Source organism: Pseudomonas sp. NPDC087614 (genome assembly GCF_044743485.1).
GTDB classification, from domain to species: domain Bacteria; phylum Pseudomonadota; class Gammaproteobacteria; order Pseudomonadales; family Pseudomonadaceae; genus Aquipseudomonas; species Aquipseudomonas baetica_A.
Genome location: NZ_JBIUWN010000003.1, coordinates 1 through 22,113, shown reverse-complemented (window position 1 = coordinate 22,113; position 22,113 = coordinate 1). Strand labels below are relative to the sequence as shown.

19 protein-coding genes and 1 pseudogene are annotated in these 22,113 nt (G+C 56.7%); 8 read left to right on the top strand and 12 right to left on the bottom strand.

The window, feature by feature from the left end; genetic code table 11:
• Positions 1-59 precede the first annotated feature (59 nt).
• Positions 60-1,097: a patatin-like phospholipase family protein gene (locus ACIOWA_RS01740; RefSeq protein ID WP_339431171.1), complete on the top strand. Its 1,038-nt coding sequence runs from the start codon at positions 60-62 to the stop codon at positions 1,095-1,097.
• A gap of 83 nt (positions 1,098-1,180) precedes the next feature.
• Here the strand turns inward: ACIOWA_RS01740 and ACIOWA_RS01735 are convergent, their stop codons facing one another.
• From ACIOWA_RS01735 to kdpF, 7 genes are all read right to left on the bottom strand, one after another.
• Positions 1,181-1,771 (bottom strand): Ig-like domain-containing protein, encoded by a 591-nt coding sequence (locus ACIOWA_RS01735; protein WP_401157868.1) that lies wholly within the window; start codon positions 1,769-1,771, stop codon positions 1,181-1,183.
• Between the two features lie 162 nt (positions 1,772-1,933).
• Complete coding sequence (locus ACIOWA_RS01730) at positions 1,934-2,650, bottom strand: response regulator (RefSeq protein ID WP_339431169.1); 717 nt, start codon at positions 2,648-2,650, stop codon at positions 1,934-1,936.
• 48 nt (positions 2,651-2,698) lie between these two features.
• Positions 2,699-5,350, bottom strand: a complete 2,652-nt coding sequence (locus tag ACIOWA_RS01725) for a sensor histidine kinase KdpD (protein ID WP_339431168.1) — start codon at positions 5,348-5,350, stop codon at positions 2,699-2,701.
• Between the two features lie 71 nt (positions 5,351-5,421).
• Positions 5,422-5,967, bottom strand: a complete 546-nt coding sequence (gene kdpC / locus ACIOWA_RS01720; RefSeq protein ID WP_401157865.1) for a potassium-transporting ATPase subunit KdpC — start codon at positions 5,965-5,967, stop codon at positions 5,422-5,424.
• 130 nt (positions 5,968-6,097) lie between these two features.
• A complete protein-coding gene (gene kdpB, locus ACIOWA_RS01715; protein ID WP_401157863.1) occupies positions 6,098-8,155 on the bottom strand; it encodes a potassium-transporting ATPase subunit KdpB in 2,058 nt (685 codons plus the stop codon).
• A gap of 10 nt (positions 8,156-8,165) precedes the next feature.
• Complete coding sequence (gene kdpA, locus ACIOWA_RS01710) at positions 8,166-9,884, bottom strand: potassium-transporting ATPase subunit KdpA (RefSeq protein WP_401157861.1); 1,719 nt, start codon at positions 9,882-9,884, stop codon at positions 8,166-8,168.
• An 8-nt stretch (positions 9,885-9,892) separates the two neighbouring features.
• Positions 9,893-9,982: a K(+)-transporting ATPase subunit F gene (gene kdpF / locus ACIOWA_RS01705; RefSeq protein WP_221729235.1), complete on the bottom strand. Its 90-nt coding sequence runs from the start codon at positions 9,980-9,982 to the stop codon at positions 9,893-9,895.
• 370 nt (positions 9,983-10,352) lie between these two features.
• Here kdpF and eat point away from each other — a divergent pair, with 370 nt between their 5' ends.
• Positions 10,353-11,717: an ethanolamine permease gene (gene eat, locus ACIOWA_RS01700; protein WP_339431164.1), complete on the top strand. Its 1,365-nt coding sequence runs from the start codon at positions 10,353-10,355 to the stop codon at positions 11,715-11,717.
• 129 nt (positions 11,718-11,846) lie between these two features.
• On the top strand, positions 11,847-12,014 hold the full coding sequence (locus tag ACIOWA_RS01695; protein WP_401157859.1) for a DUF2897 family protein: 168 nt from the start codon (positions 11,847-11,849) through the stop codon (positions 12,012-12,014).
• Between the two features lie 115 nt (positions 12,015-12,129).
• Here the strand turns inward: ACIOWA_RS01695 and fabF are convergent, their stop codons facing one another.
• The 4 genes from fabF to ACIOWA_RS01675 form a co-directional block, all read right to left on the bottom strand.
• Positions 12,130-13,404, bottom strand: coding sequence for a beta-ketoacyl-ACP synthase II (gene fabF, locus ACIOWA_RS01690; RefSeq protein ID WP_401157857.1), 1,275 nt, complete (start codon positions 13,402-13,404; stop codon positions 12,130-12,132).
• Between the two features lie 32 nt (positions 13,405-13,436).
• The gene (locus ACIOWA_RS01685) at positions 13,437-14,231 is read right to left on the bottom strand and encodes an SDR family NAD(P)-dependent oxidoreductase (protein ID WP_401157856.1); all 795 of its coding nucleotides are present in this window, start codon (positions 14,229-14,231) and stop codon (positions 13,437-13,439) included.
• Positions 14,232-14,442: 211 nt separating this feature from the next.
• The gene (locus ACIOWA_RS01680; RefSeq protein WP_401157854.1) at positions 14,443-14,778 is read right to left on the bottom strand and encodes a ComEA family DNA-binding protein; all 336 of its coding nucleotides are present in this window, start codon (positions 14,776-14,778) and stop codon (positions 14,443-14,445) included.
• Positions 14,779-14,888: 110 nt separating this feature from the next.
• Positions 14,889-16,883, bottom strand: coding sequence for a polysaccharide biosynthesis protein (locus ACIOWA_RS01675; RefSeq protein WP_401157852.1), 1,995 nt, complete (start codon positions 16,881-16,883; stop codon positions 14,889-14,891).
• 104 nt (positions 16,884-16,987) lie between these two features.
• On the opposite strand from ACIOWA_RS01675, the gene ACIOWA_RS01670 reads away from it, so the two are divergent.
• The 5 genes from ACIOWA_RS01670 (at position 16,988) to ACIOWA_RS01650 (ending at position 21,652) form a co-directional block, all read left to right on the top strand.
• Positions 16,988-17,209, top strand: coding sequence for a hypothetical protein (locus ACIOWA_RS01670; protein ID WP_401157850.1), 222 nt, complete (start codon positions 16,988-16,990; stop codon positions 17,207-17,209).
• A 306-nt stretch (positions 17,210-17,515) separates the two neighbouring features.
• On the top strand, positions 17,516-19,600 hold the full coding sequence (locus ACIOWA_RS01665; protein WP_401157848.1) for a methyltransferase domain-containing protein: 2,085 nt from the start codon (positions 17,516-17,518) through the stop codon (positions 19,598-19,600).
• A gap of 46 nt (positions 19,601-19,646) precedes the next feature.
• On the top strand, positions 19,647-20,399 hold the full coding sequence (locus ACIOWA_RS01660) for a class I SAM-dependent methyltransferase (protein ID WP_401157846.1): 753 nt from the start codon (positions 19,647-19,649) through the stop codon (positions 20,397-20,399).
• A gap of 3 nt (positions 20,400-20,402) precedes the next feature.
• Positions 20,403-21,002 (top strand): HAD-IB family phosphatase, encoded by a 600-nt coding sequence (locus ACIOWA_RS01655; RefSeq protein ID WP_401157844.1) that lies wholly within the window; start codon positions 20,403-20,405, stop codon positions 21,000-21,002.
• Complete coding sequence (locus ACIOWA_RS01650; protein WP_401157842.1) at positions 20,978-21,652, top strand: NTP transferase domain-containing protein; 675 nt, start codon at positions 20,978-20,980, stop codon at positions 21,650-21,652. The genes ACIOWA_RS01655 and ACIOWA_RS01650 overlap by 25 nt, the downstream gene beginning before the upstream one ends.
• 274 nt (positions 21,653-21,926) lie before the next feature.
• Here the strand turns inward: ACIOWA_RS01650 and ACIOWA_RS01645 are convergent.
• Positions 21,927-22,113: pseudogene (locus ACIOWA_RS01645) on the bottom strand (hypothetical protein); the annotation flags it as partial.

The following is a 22,113-nucleotide window of genomic DNA, read 5'->3' as shown; positions in this document are numbered from 1 at the left end:
TGGCGATTGAGCCGCCCGCTCGATGAGTGCATTGTGGCCACTTGTCGGGAGGAAGTTTGATGAAAAAGCGTGTCGCACTCGTGCTGGGCTCCGGTGGTGCCCGGGGCTATGCCCATATCGGCGTCATTGAAGAAATCGAAAAGCGCGGCTACGAAATCGCCTGCATTGCCGGATGTTCGATGGGGGCCGTGGTCGGCGGTATCTACGCCGCCGGCAAACTCGACGAATATCGCAACTGGATCGAAAGGCTGGATTACCTCGACGTGCTGCGGCTCGTGGACGTGAGTTTTCGCCTGGGAGCGATTCGTGGCGAGAAAGTCTTCGGCCAGATCCGCAAGATCGTCGGCGAAATCAACATCGAAGACCTGCGCATCCCCTACACCGCCGTCGCCGCCGACCTCACCAATCAACAGGAAATCTGGTTCCAGGAAGGCTGCCTGCACCAGGCCATGCGTGCCTCAGCGGCGATTCCCAGCCTGTTCACTCCAGTGATGCAGGGCAACCGCATGCTGGTGGATGGCGGGATTCTCAATCCGCTGCCGATCGTGCCGGTGGTGTCCAGCCACTGTGATCTGATCATCGCGGTCAATCTCAACTCGACCAACCAGGGGCATTACAAACTGCCGGTGATCCAGCGTCCGCCGGCGTTTCGCTCGCGCTTCGACAGTTTGATCAGTTCGCTGGGTTCGAAGATGCCGTTCCGTCGCACCCAGGCCGAACAATTACTGCGCCTGGAACAGGAAGCCCTGAGGGCCGAAGCGGCGGACATCAATCCGTGGCTCGAAGGTGCCGAACCCGAAGCCCAACAACCCGCTGCCGCGCCCGAACGCGAAGGCGCACCGAAATCCGCAACTGGCTCGTTCATCATCGATAACGTCGGACCGGCATCATTGCTGGACTTGATCAACCAGAGCTTCGAGGTGATGCAGACCTCGCTGGCGCAGTACAAGATCGCCGGGTACCCACCGGATATCCTGATCAACGTACCGAAGCGGGTTTGCCGGTTTTTCGAGTTCTACAAAGCGCCGGAGTTGATCGCACTGGGCAGAGAAATTGCTCGGGATACGCTGGATCGATATGACAGCGAGCAGGGATGAGCGCACCGACGCAGCTGCAATGCATGGTTCAGGGGCCTGGTTACCAGCTCCCTGAACAGCGTTCACTCACCGAAAGCAAACCGTTACAGGTTTCTGCCCAGGGAATCAAAAACATGACCCGTGTCATTTGTCTGCTCGACACCGGTTTTCATGTTTTTCGTGTACACATTGTTCCCCGTTTCAATGGGATATGGAGGCGCAGGCTCTGGCTTATCAGCAGATCCCGTCGTCGACCAGAACTGCCCATCGTTCAACGGCCACGCATAGCCAAAGCGCTGATAAAGAATCCTCAACTCATTGATATCTGCCAACCTGACTCTTTCGCGGTTCGCATCGCTTTGTAAGTTGCTCAATCGCCCCGCGCCAAAAGAGAAATAGCGATAACCGTTAGGAATGCTCAATACGTAGCTTTTCTCCTGCCCTGTCGCATCTGAAGCCGTCACTCTGACCTGACCCGAACTGAGTGCGGTGACAAGCCCCTGATCATCAACATGTGCAATGCGTGGATCGCGAACCTTGTAGGTGTACGGTTCTTTGCCGCCGGTAGGCTTGCGCTGAAAAATCGTATCCGGAGATGCTTGAGGCATCAAACCAGAATGAGCCTGCAAAGAATGAGCTGATCCTGTTATGGAAGCATCAGATTCATCCATTTCAAATTTTTTTAGGCCGTCCATAGGTGCTCCGCTTTACGCTGATTGAGTTCATCACCGATTCGCACACTGTTTGAGTGTGGCGAGTTCGACAAGAAGAACCTACAACCGGCAATGGACAATTGGCACCTGATAGAAATGACAGTCCCGATGAATGGCATAGGGGAGAATACGCTCAGCTTTTACTCAGCAACCTTCACTAGCAATTGAGCCCTCCGGCTCCAGCAACCGATAACCCACCCCCGCCTCCGTCACAATAAACCGCGGCCGCGTCGGATCATCTGCCAGTTTCTGGCGTAAATGCCCAACGACAATCCGCAGATAATGACTGTCCTCGGTATGCGTCGGCCCCCAGATGTCCTTGAGCAATTGCTGCTGGGTGATCACCCGCCCCGGATGCCGCGCCAGTTGCGCCAGCACTGCGTATTCCTTGCGGGTCAGCGCCACTTCGACGCCGTCGAGCAATACGCGCCGGTAGGCCAGATCCACCGTCAGCGGGCCGAAACTCAGCGCGGCCTGCTGCACCTCTCCCGCTGGCGCCTGACGCAACAATGCACGCACCCGGGCGAGAAACTCCTGAATGCCGAACGGCTTGGTCACGTAGTCATTGGCGCCACCATCCAACGCCTGGACTTTCTGCCCTTCACTGGCGCGCACCGACAGCACCAGCACCGGCGTCGTCGCCCACTCACGAAACTCGCACAGCACTTGCTGGCCGTCCATGTCCGGCAGGCCGAGGTCGAGCACCAGCAGATCGGGTTTGTTCAGCGCCGCCTGCGCCAACCCCTCGGCGCCGGTGCCGGCCTCCAGCACTTTGTAGCCTTGGGAAGCCAGGCTGATGCGCAGGAATTTGCGGATCTGCGGTTCGTCGTCGATGACCAAAATGGTCGCGGTCTGGCTCATGAATTCACATCAACACAAAGGATTGGCAAGAGAGTAGCGCAGTCGGATTCAGGCTTCACTGTCCATCCCCGGTTGCGTCTGCAACGGCAGGTGCAAGGTGATGCAGGTGCCGCGTCCGTCGATACCGTCGGCAACGCTGATGCGCCCGCCGTGAGCGCCGACCATGCCCTGACAAATCGCCAACCCCAGACCGGTGCCCTGCCCGCCCCGATCACCGCGGGCGGCGGTGTAGAACATGTCGAAAATCTTCGCCCGCTCGTCTTCGGGAATACCCGGCCCTTCATCGCTGACCGAGAAGAAAATCTCGTCGTCATTCGCTCCCGCACTCAGTTGCAAGCGACCGTGGCTTGGCGAGAACCGTGCGGCGTTTTCCAGCACATTGACCAGTGCCTGCTCGATCAGCGCGGCATGCACAAACAGCAGCGGCAACTCGGACGGCACATCGGTGCTGACCTGCAACGGCGCCAGCACGGCGCGCAGACGATTGAGCGAACTGCCGACGATGTCGGCCGGCGACACCCAATCCCGCGCCAGCTTCAACGCACCATGGCCCAGACGCGTCATGTCCAGCAGGTTCTGGATGTAGCGGTCGAGGCGTTCGGCTTCATCGCGGGTGCCTTCGAGCAGTTCGCGGCGATCCTCCAGCGGGATCGCTTCGCCCAGCGCCAGCAGGCTGTCGATGCTGCCGCGCATGGACGTCAGCGGCGTGCGCAGGTCGTGGGACACCGAGGCCAGCAAGGCGCTGCGCAATTGTTCGGTTTCGCCGTGCAAGCGCGCCGCTTCAAGATCATCGGCCAATTGCGCCCGGGCCAACGCTTGCGCCAGCGGTTGACTCAACGCCGTCAGCAAGCGCCGCCGCTGCCCGCTCAACGTTTGGCCTTCTTTGGCACAGACACCGAGCAACGCCAAGGGGCCGTCCTCGACGGAAAGCGGCCACCACCACCAACGCCCGAGCGGCAGGGTGCCGGTGCCCATGCCGGCCGGTTGATCGTGCTGCCAGGCCCAATCGGCGGCAGCGCGTTCGGACTCGGTCAATTCGAGCGGGGCGCCGGTTTCGACTGTCCAGACGCCCTGCCCGTCGCGATTGAGCAGGCACAGTTGCAAATCGCTCCAGCCATTGAGGTGCTGCGCGGCGGCGTTAACCACCGCTTGGCGATCGGTGGCGGCGGTCAGTTTGCGCGACAGGTCGAGCAGCTCGCTGGTCTCTTCCTGCGTGTCGCGCAACGCCTGCAACTGTCGACGCTGACGCGCCGCGAGGTTGCCGGTGAGCGCCGCCATCAGCAGGAAGAACAGCAACGTCAGCACGTCTTCTTCACGCTGAATACTGAAAGAGAAATTCGGCGGTATGAATAGAAAGTCATAGGTCAGAAACGACAGCGCCGCACAGGCCAGCGCCGGGCCAAGGCTGCTGCGCACTGCCACCAACAACACCGCCGCGAGGAACACCAGCGAGATGTTCGGCAGCGCCAACACACTCGACACCGCCCACGCCAAGGCACTGGCCAACACCGTCGCCAACAGCGCCAGCGCATAGTCGAACCAGACCCATGTCGGCGCTGATCGCAAGCGTGGTTGATGCTGTTGCTGATCGCTGTCGAGGACGTTGATTTCCAGGCCAGGGGCCTGACGCAACAACCGTGCGGCCAGCCCTCCCCCGAATAAACGACGACGCAGACGCGGGCGGGACTGGCCAACCAGCAACAGACTCGCACGCCGTTCGGCGGCATGCTGGATCAGGGTTTTCGCCACCTCACCGGCACGCAGCAACACCACTTCACCGCCCAGACGTTCGGCCAATTGCTGAGCACTTTGCAGGCGCAAGCGCGATTGCTCGTCGCGCACACCGCCGTTGTCGATGTGCACCAGACTCCACGGCAAATGCCGACGTTGCGCGACCCGACTGGCGTGACGCACCAAGCGTTCGGCCTGCGTATCGCCATCGACGCCCACCAGCAAACGACCGCGAACCGCCGGGGCGGCCTGGCCGAGTTGGCGATAGCCTTGGGCAAGATCGTTATCGACTTGCGCCGCCGCGGTTTGCATGGCCAATTCGCGCAACGCGGTGAGGTTGGTCTGGGTGAAAAAGGCATCGATGGCGGCCCGCGCCTGCTCCGGCACGTAGACCTTGCCTTCGCGCAGACGCTCGAGCAACTCACGCGGCGGCAAGTCGATCAGCAGCAGTTCGTAGGCCTCTTGCAGCACCCAGTCCGGCAAGGTTTCACGCACCTGCACGCCGGTGATGCCGCGCACCTGATCGTTAAGGCTTTCCAGATGCTGGACGTTGACCGTGGTGAACACGTCGATGCCGGCGGCGAGCAGTTCCTGGATGTCTTGCCAGCGTTTGGTATGACGGCTGCCGGGGGCGTTGCTGTGGGCCAGTTCATCGACCAGCACCAGTTTCGGTTTGGCCGCAAGCAGGCCATCGAGGTCCATTTCTTCGAGCATCACGCCACGGTATTCCGAGCGCACCAACGGTTGCTGCGGCAGGCCGCCGAGTAGCGCTTCGGTTTCAGCGCGACCGTGGGTCTCGACGACACCGGCAATGACTTTCACGCCTTGGCGCAGTTGGGTGTGGGCGGCCTGGAGCATGGCGTAGGTCTTGCCAACGCCGGGGGCGGCGCCGAGGAAAACCTTGAGCCGGCCACGGCCGTCGCGAGGCAGGTCTGCTAACAGCGCGTCGGCGCGGCCGGAGTCGCTCATGCTTGATCTCTTCAGTAAGATGTTTATGTGTTGCCAGTTGTGGCCTGCTCGCGAAGGGCCGCGCCGCCGGTTCAGAGTTTTTCCAACGCCATGTTCAGTTCCAGCACGTTCACCACCGGCGGCCCCACCAGCGGCTGTTCGATATGGGCATCGAGCAGTTGCTGCACGGTCGCTACCGGCAGGTTGCGGGCTGCCGCGACACGCGCCAGTTGATAGGCAATTGCCGCCGGTGGCAAGTGCGGATCGAGGCCGCTGCCGGAGGTGGTCAGCAGCGCCAGCGGCACCGGGCCTTGCCCTGGAACTTGCAGTTTGTTGGCGTCGTCGATCACCCGCGTGGCCAGCGCCGGATTGCTCGGCGCGAGGTTGCTGGCGCTGCTGGACACGGTCGCAAACGCGCCCGCCGAAGGACGTGGATGGAACCAGGCATCACCGACGAAATCCTGGGCGATCAGTGACGAGCCGCGCACCTTGCCATCGGCATCGTGCACCAGACTGCCGTTGGCCTGATCGGGGAACGCAACGTGCGCGACACCGGTCACCACCAGCGGATAGGCAACGCCGGTAACCAGGGTCATCAGCACCAGCAGGCTCAGGGCCGGACGTATCATTGTGGACATTTCAAATTCCTCGAATTCAAACAGCAGATACCGCGTTAAGTCAGGTGGAACACGTTGACCTCATCGCCAGCGGACGGGCTCCCACAGGGAATGCATCGCACAGGCGGGAGCCTGCCTGCTGGCCAAGGGGTCAAACCAGATGCAGCGCCGTCAACAGCATGTCGATGGCTTTGATCGCCACGAACGGCACCACAATCCCGCCCAATCCATAGATCAACAGATTGCGCCGCAGCAACGCCGCCGCACTCGCCGCCTGCACGCGTACGCCACGCAAGGCCAGCGGAATCAGCACCACAATGATCAAGGCGTTAAACACAATGGCCGACAGAATCGCGCTCTGCGGGCTGGTCAGGTGCATGATGTTCAGCACGCCCAGTTGCGGGTAGATCGAGGCGAACAGCGCCGGCAGGATCGCGAAGTACTTGGCCACGTCATTGGCGATGGAAAAGGTCGTCAGCGCACCGCGTGTCACCAGCAATTCCTTGCCGATCTGCACCACGTCCAAGAGCTTGGTCGGGTCGCTGTCGAGATCGACCATGTTGGCTGCTTCGCGTGCGGCTTGCGTGCCGTCGTTCATCGCCATGCCGACGTCAGCCTGGGCCAGCGCCGGGGCGTCGTTGGCGCCGTCGCCGCACATCGCGACCAGACGACCGTCGTTCTGCTCAAGGCGGATACGCGCGAGTTTCTTCTCCGGGGTGGCTTCGGCGAGCACGTCATCAACGCCCGCTTCAGCCGCGATGGCCGCAGCGGTCAGCGGGTTATCACCGGTAACCATGACCGTGCGAATCCCCAGTTTGCGCAGCTCGGCAAAGCGCTCGCGAATGCCCGGCTTGACCACGTCCTTGAGATGGATCGCGCCAAGCAGCCTGCCGTCGACGCAAACCAGCAACGGCGTACCGCCGCTCTGGGCGATCCTGTCGATTTCCCGCGACAGGGCCGGGGCCAGATCGGCGCGTGGTTGCCCGAGGAAACTCAGCAGCGAATCGACCGCACCTTTGCGATACACGCGGCCCTGATAATCGACACCGGACAAGCGGGTTTCGGCGCTGAACGGCACGGCGGTCAGGGTTTCCGGCGCCGGCTCAGGCTGCGGATGCAGACCACGCAGGTACTCAACGATGGACTTGCCTTCGGCGGTTTCGTCCGCCAGCGAGGCAAACAAAGCGCCCTCAGCCAGATCGCGAGCACTGACGCCTGGCGCTGCATACACCGCGCTGCAACGACGGTTGCCGAAGGTGATGGTACCGGTCTTGTCGAGCAGCAGCACATGCACATCGCCTGCCGCTTCGACTGCACGGCCAGACTTGGCGATCACGTTCAACCGCACCAGACGATCCATCCCGGCGATACCGATGGCCGAGAGCAAACCGCCGATGGTGGTCGGAATCAAGGTGACCAGCAGCGCCACCAGGAACACCAGTGGCAGGCTGCCGTGGGCGAAGTGAGCGAACGGCTGTAGGGTCACCACCACCAACAGGAAGATCAGGGTGAGGCCGATCAGCAGGATGTCCAACGCCACTTCGTTCGGCGTCTTCTGGCGCTTGGCGCCTTCGACCAGTGCGATCATGCGGTCGAGGGTCGATTCACCGGGGTTGGCGGTGATCTCCACCAGCAGCCAGTCGGACACCAGGCGAGTGTTGCCGGTGACGGCTGAGCGGTCGCCGCCGGACTCGCGAATCACCGGGGCCGATTCACCGGTAATTGCCGCTTCGTTGACCGCGGCGATCCCTTCGATGACTTCGCCGTCGCCGGGGATCATCTCCCCCGCATCGACGCGCACCACATCGCCTTTGCGCAGGCTGGTGGCCGGGACGACCTGAAAGCTGCCATCGGCCTGTTTGCGCCGGGCGCTGAGGCCTTCGCTGCCGGCCTTGAGGCTGTCGGCGCGGGCCTTGCCGCGACCTTCAGCCAAGGCTTCGGCGAAGTTGGCGAACAGCACGGTGAACCACAGCCACAGGGCGATCTGCGCGGCAACGAAGGTCGGCACCTGACTGTCTGGAATGAAGCACAGCACGGTGGTGAAAATGGCGGTCAGTTCGACCACCAGCATCACCGGCGAACGCGCCAACTGCCGAGGGTCGAGCTTGACGAAAGCTTGCACCAGCGCCGGGCGCCACAGGGCCGAGATCGCGGTTTTCGCTTGTTCCGGTGCTTTGACGGCAACGGGTTTGATTGCGGGCATATTCATCATTGACTCCTCAGCTCCCTATACCAAAGGCAGCCATGCTCAAATGTTCGGCGATTGGGCCCAATGCGAGGGTCGGCAAGAAGGTCAGGCCGCCCACCAGCAAAATGGTCACGGTCAACAGGGTCACGAACAGCGGGCCATGAGTCGGGAAGCTGTTCTGGCTAATCGGTGCGGTCTTCTTCATCGCCAGGCTGCCAGCCAGTGCCAGCACCGGGAGGATGTAACCGAAGCGGCCGAGCAACATGCCAAAGCCCAGCATCAGGTTGTGATACGGGGTGTTGGCACCGAAGCCGGCGAACGCCGAACCGTTGTTCGCGCTGGCCGAGGTGTAGGCGTAGAGCAACTGGCTGAAACCGTGTGGCCCGGGGTTCGTCACTGCGGCCACCGGACCTGGCAGGCTCGCGGCAATCGCACCGAGCACCAGCACGCCAATCGGCATCACCAGCAACGTGACCACCAACAACTGCACTTCGCGCGCCTGGAGTTTCTTGCCCAGATATTCCGGTGTGCGGCCAATCATCAGGCCGGCGAGGAACACCGCGATCAGCACGTTGAGCAACATGCCGTAGAGACCCGCACCGACACCGCCGAAGATCACTTCGCCGACCATCATGTTGACCAGCGCAACCATGCCGCTGAGCGGACTGAGGCTGTCATGCATACCGTTGACCGAACCGTTCGACGCGGCGGTGGTGGTTACCGACCACAGCACCGTGGCGGTGGTGCCAAAGCGCGCTTCCTTGCCTTCCAGTGGTGCGGTCTGTTCGACGGCGACGTTGTTCAGCGCCGAATTGGGTTGGTACTCGGCCCACAACGAAGTCGCGCCGCCGATCAGAAACAGAGCGAGCATGCAGGCGATGATCGCGCGGCTCTGACGCAGGTCTTTGACGTAGTGGCCGAAGGTAAAGACCAGCGCTGCCGGAATCAAAATGATCGAAGACACCTCGAACAAATTGCTCCAGGCGCTCGGGTTCTCGAACGGGTGCGCCGAGTTGACGCCGAAGAAACCGCCACCGTTGGTGCCCAGTTGCTTGATCGCAATCTGGCTGGCGGCCGGGCCGAGCGGGATCACTTGATCAACGCCCTGCATCGTCACCGCATTCACATAATGCGCGAAGGTCTGCGGCACGCCCTGCCAGACCAGAAACAGTGCCAGCAGCAGGCACAGCGGCAGCAGGCCGTAGAGGGTGGCGCGGGTCATGTCGACCCAGAAGTTGCCGAGGGTTTTCGCCGACTTGCGACCGATACCACGGCACAGCGCCACCAGCACGGCCAGGCCGGTCGCGGCGCTGACGAAGTTCTGCACGGTCAGGCCAACCATCTGACTCAGGTAGCTCAGAGACGCTTCGCCGCTGTAGGACTGCCAGTTGGTATTGGTCATGAAACTGACCGCGGTGTTGAACGCTTGTGTCCATTCCATGCCCGGCAGGTTCTGCGGGTTCAGCGGGTTCAGCGGCAGATGATCCTGGAACAACAGGAGCGAGAACAGCACAAGGAAACCGGCCAGGTTGAACGCCAGCAGCGCCAGCGCGTACTTCTGCCAGCTCTGTTCAGCCTGCGGATCGACCCCGGCGACGCGATAGCAACCGCGCTCGACCGGGCCAAGAATCGGCGTCAACCAGGTGCGCTGGCCTTCCATCACTTTGTAGTAGAAGCGCCCGAGAAACGGCGCCGGCAGCAAGACCACCGCGAAAAACGCGAGGATCAGCCAATAGTCATAACTGTGCATAGCCGCTCCTAGTTCCGATCCGCGCGCAACAGCGCAACCAACAGATAAGTGAACAGCCCCACTGCCAAAAACAGTGACACCCCGTCCAGAACGCTCATGGAAGATCTCCGTGTTACGGCGTATTGCCGTGTGTGCAGGCATTGTCGGAAAGGAGGCTGTAAAGGAACGAGAGCGAGGGGGTTGGCTGGGCATAAAGAAAGCGTAAAGAGTGGGTTTATGCGGGCGTTACAGGTGGTTTTTGCACCAGCAGGGCCGGCCCCTTCGCGCCCCCCTGTGGGAGCGGGCTTGCTCGCGAAGACGGCAGCACAGCCACCATCGCACCCAACTGGCGCACAAAAATGCGCCCATCGAGCAGCGAACATCCCCGATACGACAGCTTTCAGCCCATTACGACCTGTTCTCAAAGACTGGCACGCCCACTGCACACACCCTCCCCCGAGCTTTACAAACCGTTCAGGGAGCATGCACATGAACACACAACTCAAACCCACGCTGGGCACCTTGCACCTGTGGGGCATTGCCGTCGGGCTGGTGATTTCCGGCGAATACTTCGGCTGGAGTTACGGCTGGGGCGTGGCCGGTACGCTGGGCTTTCTGGTGACCTCGTTCATGGTCGCCACCATGTACACCTGCTTTATCTTCAGCTTCACCGAACTCACTACCGCAATCCCTCACGCGGGCGGACCGTTTGCTTACAGTCGCCGGGCATTCGGTGAGAAAGGAGGGCTGATCGCCGGGCTGGCCACGCTGATCGAATTCGTCTTCGCGCCGCCGGCGATCGCCTTGGCGATTGGCGCTTATCTGAATGTGCAGTTTCCGGCGCTCGATCCGAAACACGCGGCGGTTGGCGCGTACATTGTGTTTATGGGCCTGAACATTCTCGGCGTGAAACTGGCGGCAACGTTCGAGCTGATTGTTTGTGTACTGGCAGTGGCCGAATTGCTGGTGTTCATGGGCGTGGTCGCGCCGGCGTTCAGCTTCAGTAATTTCGCGCTCAATGGCTGGGCCGGTTCGGATGTGTTTGGTGCGCCCGCCATTGCCGGCATGTTCGCTGCCATCCCGTTCGCGATCTGGTTCTTCCTCGCCATCGAAGGCGCCGCCATGGCTGCCGAAGAAGCCAAGGACCCGAAACGCACGATTCCCAAGGCCTACATCAGCGGCATTCTGACCCTGGTGTTATTGGCCATGGGCGTGATGTTCTTCGCGGGTGGCGTGGGTGACTGGCGCACGCTGGCGAACATCAACGACCCGCTGCCGCAAGCGATGAAAGCGGTGGTCGGCGACAATTCCGGTTGGCTGCATATGCTGGTGTGGATTGGCCTGTTCGGGTTGGTGGCGAGTTTCCACGGGATCATTCTTGGCTATTCGCGCCAGTTCTTCGCCCTCGCCCGCGCCGGTTATCTGCCTGCTTCACTAGCCAAACTGTCGCGTTTCCAGACCCCGCACCGCGCCATCATTGTCGGCGGCATCATTGGCATCGCCGCGATCTACAGCGATGGCCTGATCAACCTCGGCGGCATGACCCTCACGGCGGCGATGATCACCATGGCCGTGTTCGGCGCCATCGTGATGTACATCATGAGCATGCTTAGCCTGTTCAAGTTGCGTAAATCCGAGCCGAATCTGGAGCGCACCTTTCGCGCGCCATGCTATCCGCTGGTGCCAATGATCGCACTGGTGCTCGCGGTGGTGTGCCTGGTGGCCATGGCGTGGTTCAACGCGCTGATCGGACTGATTTTCCTCGGCTTTATGGCGGTGGGTTTCGGCTACTTCCTGCTCACCGGACAGTTGCGGGCCAACGCACCGGCCGATGCGATGTTGACCGGGCATTAAGGGACTTCGGGTACGCCGGGCATAACAGGCCTAGAATGGAACCACTGCGAAGTCGCTTCGCTCCAATGTGGTATGCAGCATCGCACGGCGAAATCCTCGCCTGTCGATCTGCCCTTAAGGAGAGCCGTTATGCCTTGGTATGCCTGGTTGATTCTGGTGGTTGCAATCGGCTCGATCGTTGGCGGATTGATGATGTTGCGCGACACCGCCAACAAGGTCGAACTGACCGATGAAGAGAGTAAACGTGTTGCGCAGCGCAATGCCGAAGCGGACATCAAGGACGCGCAGGATCGATGAACGAAAAACCCCGCCTGAATCGGCGGGGTTGGTTTTTCAGCTCTGCACTGAACCTGTCTGCCGGTTTGATGGACGCAGAGGTCCAGCCACCTTTTTCATTGGTTTCCCGACGACATTAGCCCTGCCAGCGTTTGAACAGCACGCTCGCATTCACCCCACCAAAGCCAAACCCGTTGGACAATGCATACTCGATCGGCATCGAGCGCGCCTGACCATGGACGATGTCGACCCCTTCGCTGGCAGGATCGGGATTGTCGAAGTTGAGGGTGGGCGGTACCACTTGATCACGAATGGCCAACAGCGTGAAGATCGCTTCAAGCCCGCCCGCAGCGCCCAGCAAATGGCCCGTGGCGGATTTGGTCGAGGTCACGGCGATTTTATTCTGCACACCGAACAGCGCTTTGATTGCTGCCAACTCGCCTAGATCGCCGACCGGCGTGGAGGTAGCGTGAGCGTTCAGATGCTGGATCTGATCGGGCGTGACGCCAGCCTGAGCCATTGCCAACGCCATCGCCCTCCGCGCACCACTGCCATCTTCAGGCCCGGCCGTCAGATGATAAGCATCGGCAGTCGTGCCGTAACCGACCAGTTCGGCCAAGGGTTTCGCGCCGCGAGCCAAGGCGTGTTCCAGAGACTCGATCACCAGCAGTCCGGCCCCCTCACCCATGACAAAACCATCACGACCGCTATCAAATGGACGTGAGGCGCGTTCAGGTGTGTCGTTATAGCCACTGGACAACGCCCGCGCCGCTGCGAAACCCGCAAGGCTGACCCGATCAATCGCCGCCTCTGCCCCGCCGCAAACGGCAATATCGGCCTCACCGGCTCGGATCAATCGAGCGGCGTCACCAATCGCTTGAACTCCGGCGGCGCACGCTGTCACCGGAGCGCCCAATGGACCTTTCAAACCATGCTGGATCGATACATGACCGGCAGCCAGATTGACCAGAAACGAAGGAATGGTGAACGGCGACAGCCGGCGCGGGCCACGACTGTCGGTTGTGCGTACCGCGTCGGCAATGGCACCGAATCCGCCGACACCGGAACCGATAATGGTCGCGGTGCGCTCCTGATCCTTTTCCTCCGCCGGATGCCAACCGGCCTGCTCCAATGCCTGCCGTGCAGCCTCCATGGCGAACATGATGAAGCGGTCCATCTTCTTCTGTTCCTTGGGGGGCGTGGCGCGATCCGGATCGAACCCGGCCTCGGCGTCATCCTCCAGAGACGGCACAGCCCCACCGATTTTTGCCGGCAAATCAGCGACCATCGCTTCTGGCAAGCTGCGCAATCCCGAACGCCCGGCCAGCAGGCGCTGCCAGACAACTTCGACTCCGCTGCCCAAAGGTGAAACCAGGCCCATGCCCGTGACGACTACTCGACGCTGATTCATACCGCGTGTACCTCTGACCGATTCAGAAAAGCTTACTTGTAACGACTCGCTGCCGAACTGCGCGACAGGTTCGGTGCCATCACATGACGCGCGGCCACAAACGCCTGCCATTCGCCCGCATCCGGCAACGAAGGGATGGTGATGAGTTCGCCCTGATCCAGACCTGCCAGCGCGGCATCGACCATTTCGCCGGCCTCCATCACCATTTCTGCCGGGATGCCGCTGGCGTCAATACCCGAGCGTTCCCAGATTTCCGTGCGGGTAACCCCGGGCAGTACCGCTTGCACCTTGACCCCGGTGCCGTCGAGTTCGGCATTCAGCGATTGGGTCAGGCTCAACACGTAAGCCTTGCTGGCGCTGTAAGTGGCATTGAAGCGCTCAGGAAACAGCGCCACCACCGAGGCGATGTTGATGATCGTGCCGCGACCTGCCTTGGCAAAACTTGCGGCAGCGGCGGAGGCCAGTCGGGTGACCGTGGTGATATTGAGCTGGATCAAACGCTCCAGCTTATCCAGATCGGCATTGGCCAAAAGACCGTCGGCAGCAACACCAGCGTTGTTGACCAAAAGGGTGATGCTTGAATCACTGCGCAGGCGCTGCTCAAGTTTGAGCACATCATCTTTCTGTGTCAGATCCGCCTTGAGCACTTCCACCTGAACGCCATGGGCCTCGCGCAATTGGTTGGCGGAGCTCTCCAGCCGCTCCTGATCACGGGCGACCAACAACAAATCGAACCCGCGTGCTGCCAACCGCTCAGCGTAAATCGCACCGATACCGGACGAAGCGCCAGTGACCAGAGCCGTACCTTGGGTTGCTACAGAATTCATGACAGTACTCCTGAGATGCTTGAGGGATCGCCATCCGGATCTTGATGATGCAGATCGCACGGAAATTATTATAGGCATAATCCAACACTAATATGATAGCCGTAATTTTTTGCTATCCGACGAGCGTCCCCTTCGCCTTCCCTGCCAAACCCGCGAACAGAAAAACAAAAAGGCCGGTCAATGACCGGCCCCTTGGCGTTGAACAATCAGCTTAGTTCACTTCCAGCTTGTCGCGATTGCGATCCAGAATCGCCTTGCCGATCCCCTTCACTTCCAACAACTCATCCACTGACGCGAACGGCCCATTTGTTTCGCGATATGCAACAATCGCCTTGGCCTTGGCCTCGCCGACTCCCGCAAGTTCTTTTTGCAGCGTCGCCGAGTCGGCTTCATTGAGATCGATTTTTGCGCTCTGGGAAGATACCGCCGCGTCCATCACGATCGGCGTCTTAGTGGCCTCCGAAGGTACAATCGGTGCAGCAATCGCTGCAATCGAACCACTGGTGAGCAGCGCGAATATCATGGAATAGAAGTAACCGGTACGCATAAGTGACGCTCCATCATCGTTTTAGAAAGCAGCTTTTCCGAAGCTGCTCTCCAAACTTAGGTCATGGTGGAGCCATGTCAAAAATGCGTGCGTTACAGGATGTGAAACAATCAGGGCTCGAGGCGACGTTGTTGGTAGATCCAGTCGACGATTTCGCCGTCGGGGGTGTAGCCGCTGACGGTTTCGCGCAGGAGTTGGCGGACGCGAGCGTAATCGTCCTGATCGACGGCCAACAGCAACTCCGACAAACACCCCTTGAGCACATCCCACGACAGATAATCTTCGTTGGCCGTCATGATCATCGGATGTTGGGTCGCTGCCACGTTGTCGCCGATCAGCAACTCCTCATAAAGCTTCTCACCGGGACGTAGCCCGGTGAACTCGATGGAGATATCCCCATGCAAATTCTTCTCCGAACGCACGCTCAAGCCCGACAGGTGAATCATCTTCTCCGCCAGCTCGACAATCTTCACCGGCTCGCCCATGTCCAGGACAAACACATCACCGCCCTGCCCCATGGAACCCGCCTGGATCACCAGTTGCGCGGCTTCGGGGATGGTCATGAAATAGCGCGTGATTTTCGGATGCGTGACCGTCAACGGACCACCGGATTTGATCTGGCTGTGGAACAGCGGGATCACTGAACCGGAAGAACCCAACACATTGCCAAAGCGCACCATAGTGAAACGGGTCTTGTTGACCCGAGACACATTGGCATTATCGCCGAACAGCACCGGTGCAATCTCATGACTGAGCGCCTGCAGGGTCAACTCGGCCAAACGCTTAGTACTGCCCATGACATTCGTGGGGCGTACGGCCTTATCGGTGGAGATCAACACAAAGTTGGACACACCCGACTGCAACGCAGCCTGAGCAGTGTTGAGCGTGCCAATGACGTTGTTAAGCACGCCTTCGGCAATGTTGTGCTCGACCATTGGGACGTGTTTATAAGCGGCAGCGTGGTAGACGGTGTCCACGCCCCAGGTCTTCATCACGTCCAGAAGTTTGTCTTGGTGGCGGATCGAGCCAAGGATAGGAAGCAGACGAACAGGAACCGACTTCCTGCTGGCGCGCTGCTCCAACTCCGACAGAATGCTGTAGAGGTTGAATTCACTGTGCTCGAACAGCAAAAGCGTGATAGGGCCAAGCGAAAAGATCTGCCGGCACAGTTCCGCACCAATCGATCCGCCAGCGCCCGTGACCATGACTGTCTTGCCTTTGATACAACGTTCGAGCAGGTCCGGTTGCGCTGGGACCGAGTCGCGTCCCAGGAGGTCGGCGATATCCACTTCCTGGATGTCTTCGACCTTGACCCGGCCGCTGGCCAGATCGGTGAAGTTTGGAACGCTACGGATGTGGAGCGGAAAACGCTCCAACATTGTGAGAATTTCCCTACGACGTGCGCGTGTAGATGACGGCAGAGCCAGGAGAATTTCCTGCGCGCCAGTTACGTCGATCATCTGTTGGATGTGTTTGGGTTTGAAGACTTGCAACCCGGCAATCGAGCGATCCGCGATGCTCGGATCATCATCAATAAATGCTACAGGACGCATGACTCGGCCCATGCGCAGTGCTGCGACCAATTGGTTGCCCGCGACACCGGCACCGTAGATAGCGACCTTGGTCAGACCATCATCGCGACTGGTAAACAGCATGTGCTGCGCCGCAGTGAACCAATCGCCCATGAAGTATTGCCGCATGCAGAGGCGCAGACCACCGATGATGACGAGGCTTAGCCACCAGTAATTGAAGATGATGGACCGAGGGACGACGGCTTCGTGGTTGCTGTACCAGTAGACGACAAGTGCCAGGATCAACGACGAAAGGCTGACGGCCTTGATGATGGCGATGAGTGCATCATTACCAAAATAACGCATAACAGCACGGTACATGCCAAAGCGTATAAAGAGAGGGATAGCGATAACCGGCGCGCAGATAAAAAGCCAGAAATGCACCAGGACAGGGTTGTACAAATCGTCAATGCCGAGGCGCACAATAAATGCGAGCCACAGTGCTGCCCAGACGAGCAGTACGTCTGTAAGAACCTGAATCATCCGCTTCTGTCGACGTGGCAGTGCCAACAAAAACGCTCGCAATTTAGCCATATATCCCTTTACCAATCCCGCCTACTCCCTTGGTTAATCGGCAAAATTCATTGTACGTAGGTCAGGATGCTCGTCACAGAAAAATCACCTAGAGGAAGAGAAAAATGATGATTTTAACGGAAAAACTCCGCAACGTGACCTTACTCCTGACCCAAAGTCTTGCTTTATCCGCCCAGGCTATCTGCCGTTCATGGGGACGCTTGAATACGCTGCTGACAGAGCTAAACAACGCGGTAAATCTCGCTTGCATCATTGAAAACGTCCCGTCGCACAGAAAAAAGCCGTTGCGGCAGCCGGCCATGCCGTTTGCCCTCCCGAACCTGTAATGAGTTCAAAATCGGTTGATGGATCGGGTGAGTTGTATACATGACAGCGCAAATAAGGATGCCAAGGCCAGTTTTATCGATGCCGACGGGATTGATGGACAGAAAATACGCGCTTGTGGCTTCCTGCAGACGAATGGGAATGTGACGCAGGTTGATCGAGCACTTCCCATTGCACCCAGTTGATTGACTGGAAAACGAAAAGTCGGCCAAAATGCCTACGTTGTCCGAGATTGAAAATACCGTAATTTCGAAAAATGCTGGCACAGCCAGATTAACAACCTGCTTAAACAATCAAAAAGAAAAAACATGAATGGACTTTATAAGCGTTTTAATTCCGCTCGAAATATTTTTCTCGGACACACTGGCATACGAAGAATAGCCAATGCTTTACGCTATAAGCCCGTCGAAACAACATTTCAAGAGCTAGCCGCAACAGTTGAAGAGCCACTTTCAACAGAAGAAGGTACCCCGAAAACTATTGATACACCTATTAACGTCGAGCATGAAACAGCACAGAATGAGGTAGAGGTAATGCAGATAGCGACGGTGCAGTCCGATCAGCCAGATGTACTTTACAGCTTTCAACCGGGCACAGCCATAAAAGTGCTGTTTGTTGCTCAACATCCATCGATTTGGGCAAGCTGGAGAAGTATCTGGCAAGCCATGAAAAATGACCCTGCATTTGTTGCGAAGGTTGTTTTATCACCCTTTTTGCACCCCTACTCATCATCTGCTGTCACTATGGATAATATGAGAAGGTGTTTGATAGAAGCTGGCGTTCCTTTTTGTACTGCTGAAGCGCTGAATCTTGAAAATTTCCGCCCACATGTCGTTTTCCTACAAAATCCGTACGATGAAACCAGACCTGATTTTTTGAGGTCAGAAAATCTCACCCGAGCAGGTTCGAGAGTCGCTTACGTACCATACGGACTAGAAATGGGGGGAGGCGCCTGGAATCTGACAGCACAGTTCGACCTGCCTATTCATAGAATAGCGTGGAGAATCTTCGCACGCTCGGAACGCCATAAAAAAATGTTCGCAAAGTACTGTCGGTCTGGCAACAGTCACGTCGTGGTTACAGGGCATCCTAAATTTGATCAGATTAATTACAACTTGGATCAATCACTCCCAGAAGAAACAACAAACAAAATTGATGGCCGCAAGGTTATTTTGTGGACTCCGCATTTTTCCGTGACCGAGATCCCATCTTGGTCAACTTACCGAATCTACAATGACGTTATATTTTCAACGTTTGCGCAACAACAAGATATTTTTCTGTTATTGCGACCTCACCCCCTGTTTTTCAAATCCATGGTGCAAAATGGTTTGTGGGATGAAACAGGTGAGACTCAGTTCAGAGAAAAAATCAAGAATAGCAAAAACATTGCGCTGGACGAAAGTTCAGATTATCACCCTGCGTTTTCTTTGTCCGATGCGTTGATGTCCGATGTTGGTTCATTTTTACTTGAATACCTGCCAACGGGAAAACCCCTATTGTATCTGCATCACCCTGATGGTTTGGGGATGAACGACGATGAAGCAGTGACTAAATCGCTATATAGAGCGACGTCGAATCGTGATATCACTGATTTTGTTGACATCATAAAAAACGATACGGACTCGCGTAAAGCAGAAAGAGATTCAATTAAATCAGAATATCTGTTTGGCCTAGAAGATAATATTGGCGCCAACATTTGTCGAGACATCGTCAGCAGTTTAACCACTGGAGACACTTGGTTCCCTCGACTGCGCGATGAAAAATCTACCCTCCAGCAACGCTCCGAAGAATACTGGGAAAACGCTACTACGACGTATTTGGCCCCCCCCGATTATTATGAAAAGAAAGCAGTAGTCCTTGATGAAGAACTACCAAAACTCGGCTCACCCATCAGTGCAATTGACATTGGCTGCGGAGATGGAAAATTTACCCTGCAACTCGCCAAATACGTAAAACGCATCCAGGCGTATGACATCTCGCCGGAACTTATCGAGAAGGCGAGGGAAAACGCATTGAATGCAGAAGCGAACAACGTTGTCTTCATCCAACAAGAAATCGACTGTATCGTCCCATTTGAAAAGTTTGATGTTGTATCTTGCATGGGGGTTACCAGCTGCATTATTGATGACTCCAAGTTTATTTTTTTCTTGCAAAAACTACGGGAACTCTCCAAAACTGCCGGCGACCTATTGATGATTGACACCATTTCAACGGCAAATGAGCAAAACGCTGAGGATCAATCAGGGTATTTGGCAAAGTACAGATCAATTGAAGATTACAAGATACTGTTTCGAAGAGCTGGCTTTGCAGTTCAAAGGGAAATAACAATCACAGAAGTTAAAGAAAGAAACCTGACAAACAAATTATTTATTATGAAGCCTTGCGACTTGTAAAATACGCAAGATAAAGCCAACCCTGTCCCGACACAGTGAACTCGACATGGCAAGAATTTACACAAAATCTGAAGATAAAAAACCAAAAATTGACAAAACTTCTGTGCTGGAGTTTTTTGAGAAGCGCGCAGAAAAAGTCAACACACTAGGTCCAACTCGCGCAGTGATTTATCAGGACAAGAACGCCGATCTAGCTGAACGACGGGATGCTGCTGAAAAAGCTCTCCTCCTGCCGCTGATGAAAGTAGACAACTCTAGTCGAATCCTGGATGCCGGTTGTGGCACGGGTCGCTGGGCGGAAATATTGATTCCTCAATGCGCTTCATATTTTGGAGTAGATGTCAGCCCTGGCCTGATCAAAGTTGCAGTAGAACGATTTGGCGATCACAACAACGCCCAGTTCGCAGTTTGCCCGATAGATGCCCTTTCAAAAGATAAAATTGGCGCAGACCAGCCCTTCACTCACATCCTTTCGTTTGGCGTCTTCATCTACTTGAATGATGATGAAATTCTAGATGCTCTGCGTGGTTATGCGGACCTCGTTGCAACTGGCTCCCGCATAATGTTCCGAGAACCCATAGCGCTGGAAAATAGACTCACACTTCTGGAACACTTCTCCGATGATATGGATCAACAATACAGCGCAATTTACAGAACCGAACAAGAGCTACTCTCACTTATAAAAACCGTATTTGGTAATACATTTGCTCAGGTGGACGCAAATGATGTCTACCCAGATGCCACGTTGAACAATCGAACTGAAACCAAGCAAAAATGGTTTTTGTGGGAGAAGTGTTAACCAATGAAGACAGCCTTTTGCTTTGACCTCGACGGAACAGTCACAAGCACCGAAATCCTCCCTTGCATCGCCTCCGAACTGGGTGTCGCCGATGAAATTGCAACATTAACCCGGGCAACCATGGATGGCTTGATTTCATTCGAGGCGTCATTTCGCTTACGCTGTTTAATTCTGAGCCGGGTTAAACCTTCACGAATTCGAAGTATTGCCAAAGAGATTCCAATTGACAACGAAATATTGTCTTTCATACAGGAAAACAAAGACGATACTTTTATTGTCACCGGAAACCTTGATATCTGGATTCAGCCAATATTGGACCTGTGTGGATGCAATGTAATCTCTTCAGAAGGCATATACGAAAATGACACCATCAATATCAAGAAGGTACTAAACAAAGCTTCCGCAATAGTTAGAATCCGTGCCATGGGCTACAACCGCATTATCGCAGTTGGCGATGGTGCTAATGACGCCCCCATGTTATCGACCGCTGATATTTCAATTGCTTTTGGTGGTGTTCATACTCCCTCTACCGCGGCAAAAAATGCATCTCAATATATTGTCCATGAAGGGGCTACGTTATGCAAAATGTTACGTGCGCTGTAATTGCAGCAGCAGGCATGGGCACCAGAATTGGTCTCGGCATGCCAAAGTGCATGATCGAGATAGAGGGCAAAACCATATTAACCAGGCTGATTGATATGCTACGCCCACACGTTAGCCTGATTAATGTTGTAGTCGGGTATCGAGAGGAGATGGTCATCGAGTATTGTGCTCAACACCACCGCGATGTAGTACTGGTAAGAAATCAAGACTACCGAACTACCAACACCGCTTATAGTTTCGCGAAGGGGGCAGCAAATGTATCCGGAAAAGTTATCTATCTTGATGGCGATCTATTGATTTCGCCGGTGAGCTTGAGCAGCTTTCTGCAATCGGCAGCAAACAAAGAAATACTGGTGGGCCTAACTGACGCCAAAAGCGAAAACGCTGTTTTTGCAGAGTGTCAAGACAACAAAGATGAACTTACGATCAATTCATTTTCCCGAAGTCAAAACAGTATCTTCGAATGGGCTAACGTTGTAAGTGGACCAGCCAATTTACTAGTTGACGCGTCGGGTTATGTATTCGAACGACTAATTGAACAACTACCGCTTGAGGGGAAGCTGCTGAACCTTGCGGAGGTTGACACAGCCGCTGACCTTATTGCTGCTCGTAGCTTTGTTCACGAATTAGCTCCGAGTGGGGAGCTCTAGATTCTGGTCATTACTAAAAATGGTAAACGCATTGCAGTTAAACTCAACAACGTCAGTTAGTGAGATATGAGCGCAATGGTCGTCAGCAGCTCAAAAAACTGCTCCTACCAGTCCAATCTAGACCGGTCCAATTAAAAATTGCTCCCCTGCCATGCCCACGGCAAATGTTTTCAGTGGCCTGCGGGGGATTGGATTGGTCGCGGTAGGGATGGCAGTTACCTGCCACCCCCCGCACAGATCCGTACGTGCGGAACTACCGCATACGGCTCCTGCCTCAGGTACGTGACGCGAAGCGTTCTTCTGGGTAGGGATGAGCGGTTCTGGGCCGTGGTATATAGAGGTCGGCAAGGCGTCCATATCGCGACCACTGTAACCGATCCACGAACCCCACATTCAAAGCCGCCATTTGATTCTGGATGCTGTGCTCCCGATCTCTTTCAGGAGCCAGCACGCCATGATGC

Excerpts from the sequence above, each read along its gene's own strand:
- ACIOWA_RS01665 (WP_401157848.1), top strand. The coding sequence starts at position 17,516 with ATGAATGGACTTTATAAGCGTTTTAATTCCGCTCGAAATATTTTTCTC.
- ACIOWA_RS01675 (WP_401157852.1), bottom strand. The coding sequence starts at position 16,883 with ATGGCTAAATTGCGAGCGTTTTTGTTGGCACTGCCACGTCGACAGAAG.
- ACIOWA_RS01730 (WP_339431169.1), bottom strand. The coding sequence starts at position 2,650 with ATGAGCCAGACCGCGACCATTTTGGTCATCGACGACGAACCGCAGATC.
- ACIOWA_RS01685 (WP_401157856.1), bottom strand. The coding sequence starts at position 14,231 with ATGAATTCTGTAGCAACCCAAGGTACGGCTCTGGTCACTGGCGCTTCG.
- ACIOWA_RS01650 (WP_401157842.1), top strand. The coding sequence starts at position 20,978 with ATGCAAAATGTTACGTGCGCTGTAATTGCAGCAGCAGGCATGGGCACC.
- ACIOWA_RS01670 (WP_401157850.1), top strand. The coding sequence starts at position 16,988 with ATGATGATTTTAACGGAAAAACTCCGCAACGTGACCTTACTCCTGACC.
- ACIOWA_RS01655 (WP_401157844.1), top strand. The coding sequence starts at position 20,403 with ATGAAGACAGCCTTTTGCTTTGACCTCGACGGAACAGTCACAAGCACC.
- kdpB (WP_401157863.1), bottom strand. The coding sequence starts at position 8,155 with ATGAATATGCCCGCAATCAAACCCGTTGCCGTCAAAGCACCGGAACAA.
- ACIOWA_RS01680 (WP_401157854.1), bottom strand. The coding sequence starts at position 14,778 with ATGCGTACCGGTTACTTCTATTCCATGATATTCGCGCTGCTCACCAGT.
- ACIOWA_RS01660 (WP_401157846.1), top strand. The coding sequence starts at position 19,647 with ATGGCAAGAATTTACACAAAATCTGAAGATAAAAAACCAAAAATTGAC.
- kdpC (WP_401157865.1), bottom strand. The coding sequence starts at position 5,967 with ATGTCCACAATGATACGTCCGGCCCTGAGCCTGCTGGTGCTGATGACC.
- eat (WP_339431164.1), top strand. The coding sequence starts at position 10,353 with ATGAACACACAACTCAAACCCACGCTGGGCACCTTGCACCTGTGGGGC.
- kdpA (WP_401157861.1), bottom strand. The coding sequence starts at position 9,884 with ATGCACAGTTATGACTATTGGCTGATCCTCGCGTTTTTCGCGGTGGTC.
- fabF (WP_401157857.1), bottom strand. The coding sequence starts at position 13,404 with ATGAATCAGCGTCGAGTAGTCGTCACGGGCATGGGCCTGGTTTCACCT.
- ACIOWA_RS01695 (WP_401157859.1), top strand. The coding sequence starts at position 11,847 with ATGCCTTGGTATGCCTGGTTGATTCTGGTGGTTGCAATCGGCTCGATC.
- ACIOWA_RS01735 (WP_401157868.1), bottom strand. The coding sequence starts at position 1,771 with ATGGACGGCCTAAAAAAATTTGAAATGGATGAATCTGATGCTTCCATA.
- ACIOWA_RS01740 (WP_339431171.1), top strand. The coding sequence starts at position 60 with ATGAAAAAGCGTGTCGCACTCGTGCTGGGCTCCGGTGGTGCCCGGGGC.
- ACIOWA_RS01725 (WP_339431168.1), bottom strand. The coding sequence starts at position 5,350 with ATGAGCGACTCCGGCCGCGCCGACGCGCTGTTAGCAGACCTGCCTCGC.
- kdpF (WP_221729235.1), bottom strand. The coding sequence starts at position 9,982 with ATGAGCGTTCTGGACGGGGTGTCACTGTTTTTGGCAGTGGGGCTGTTC.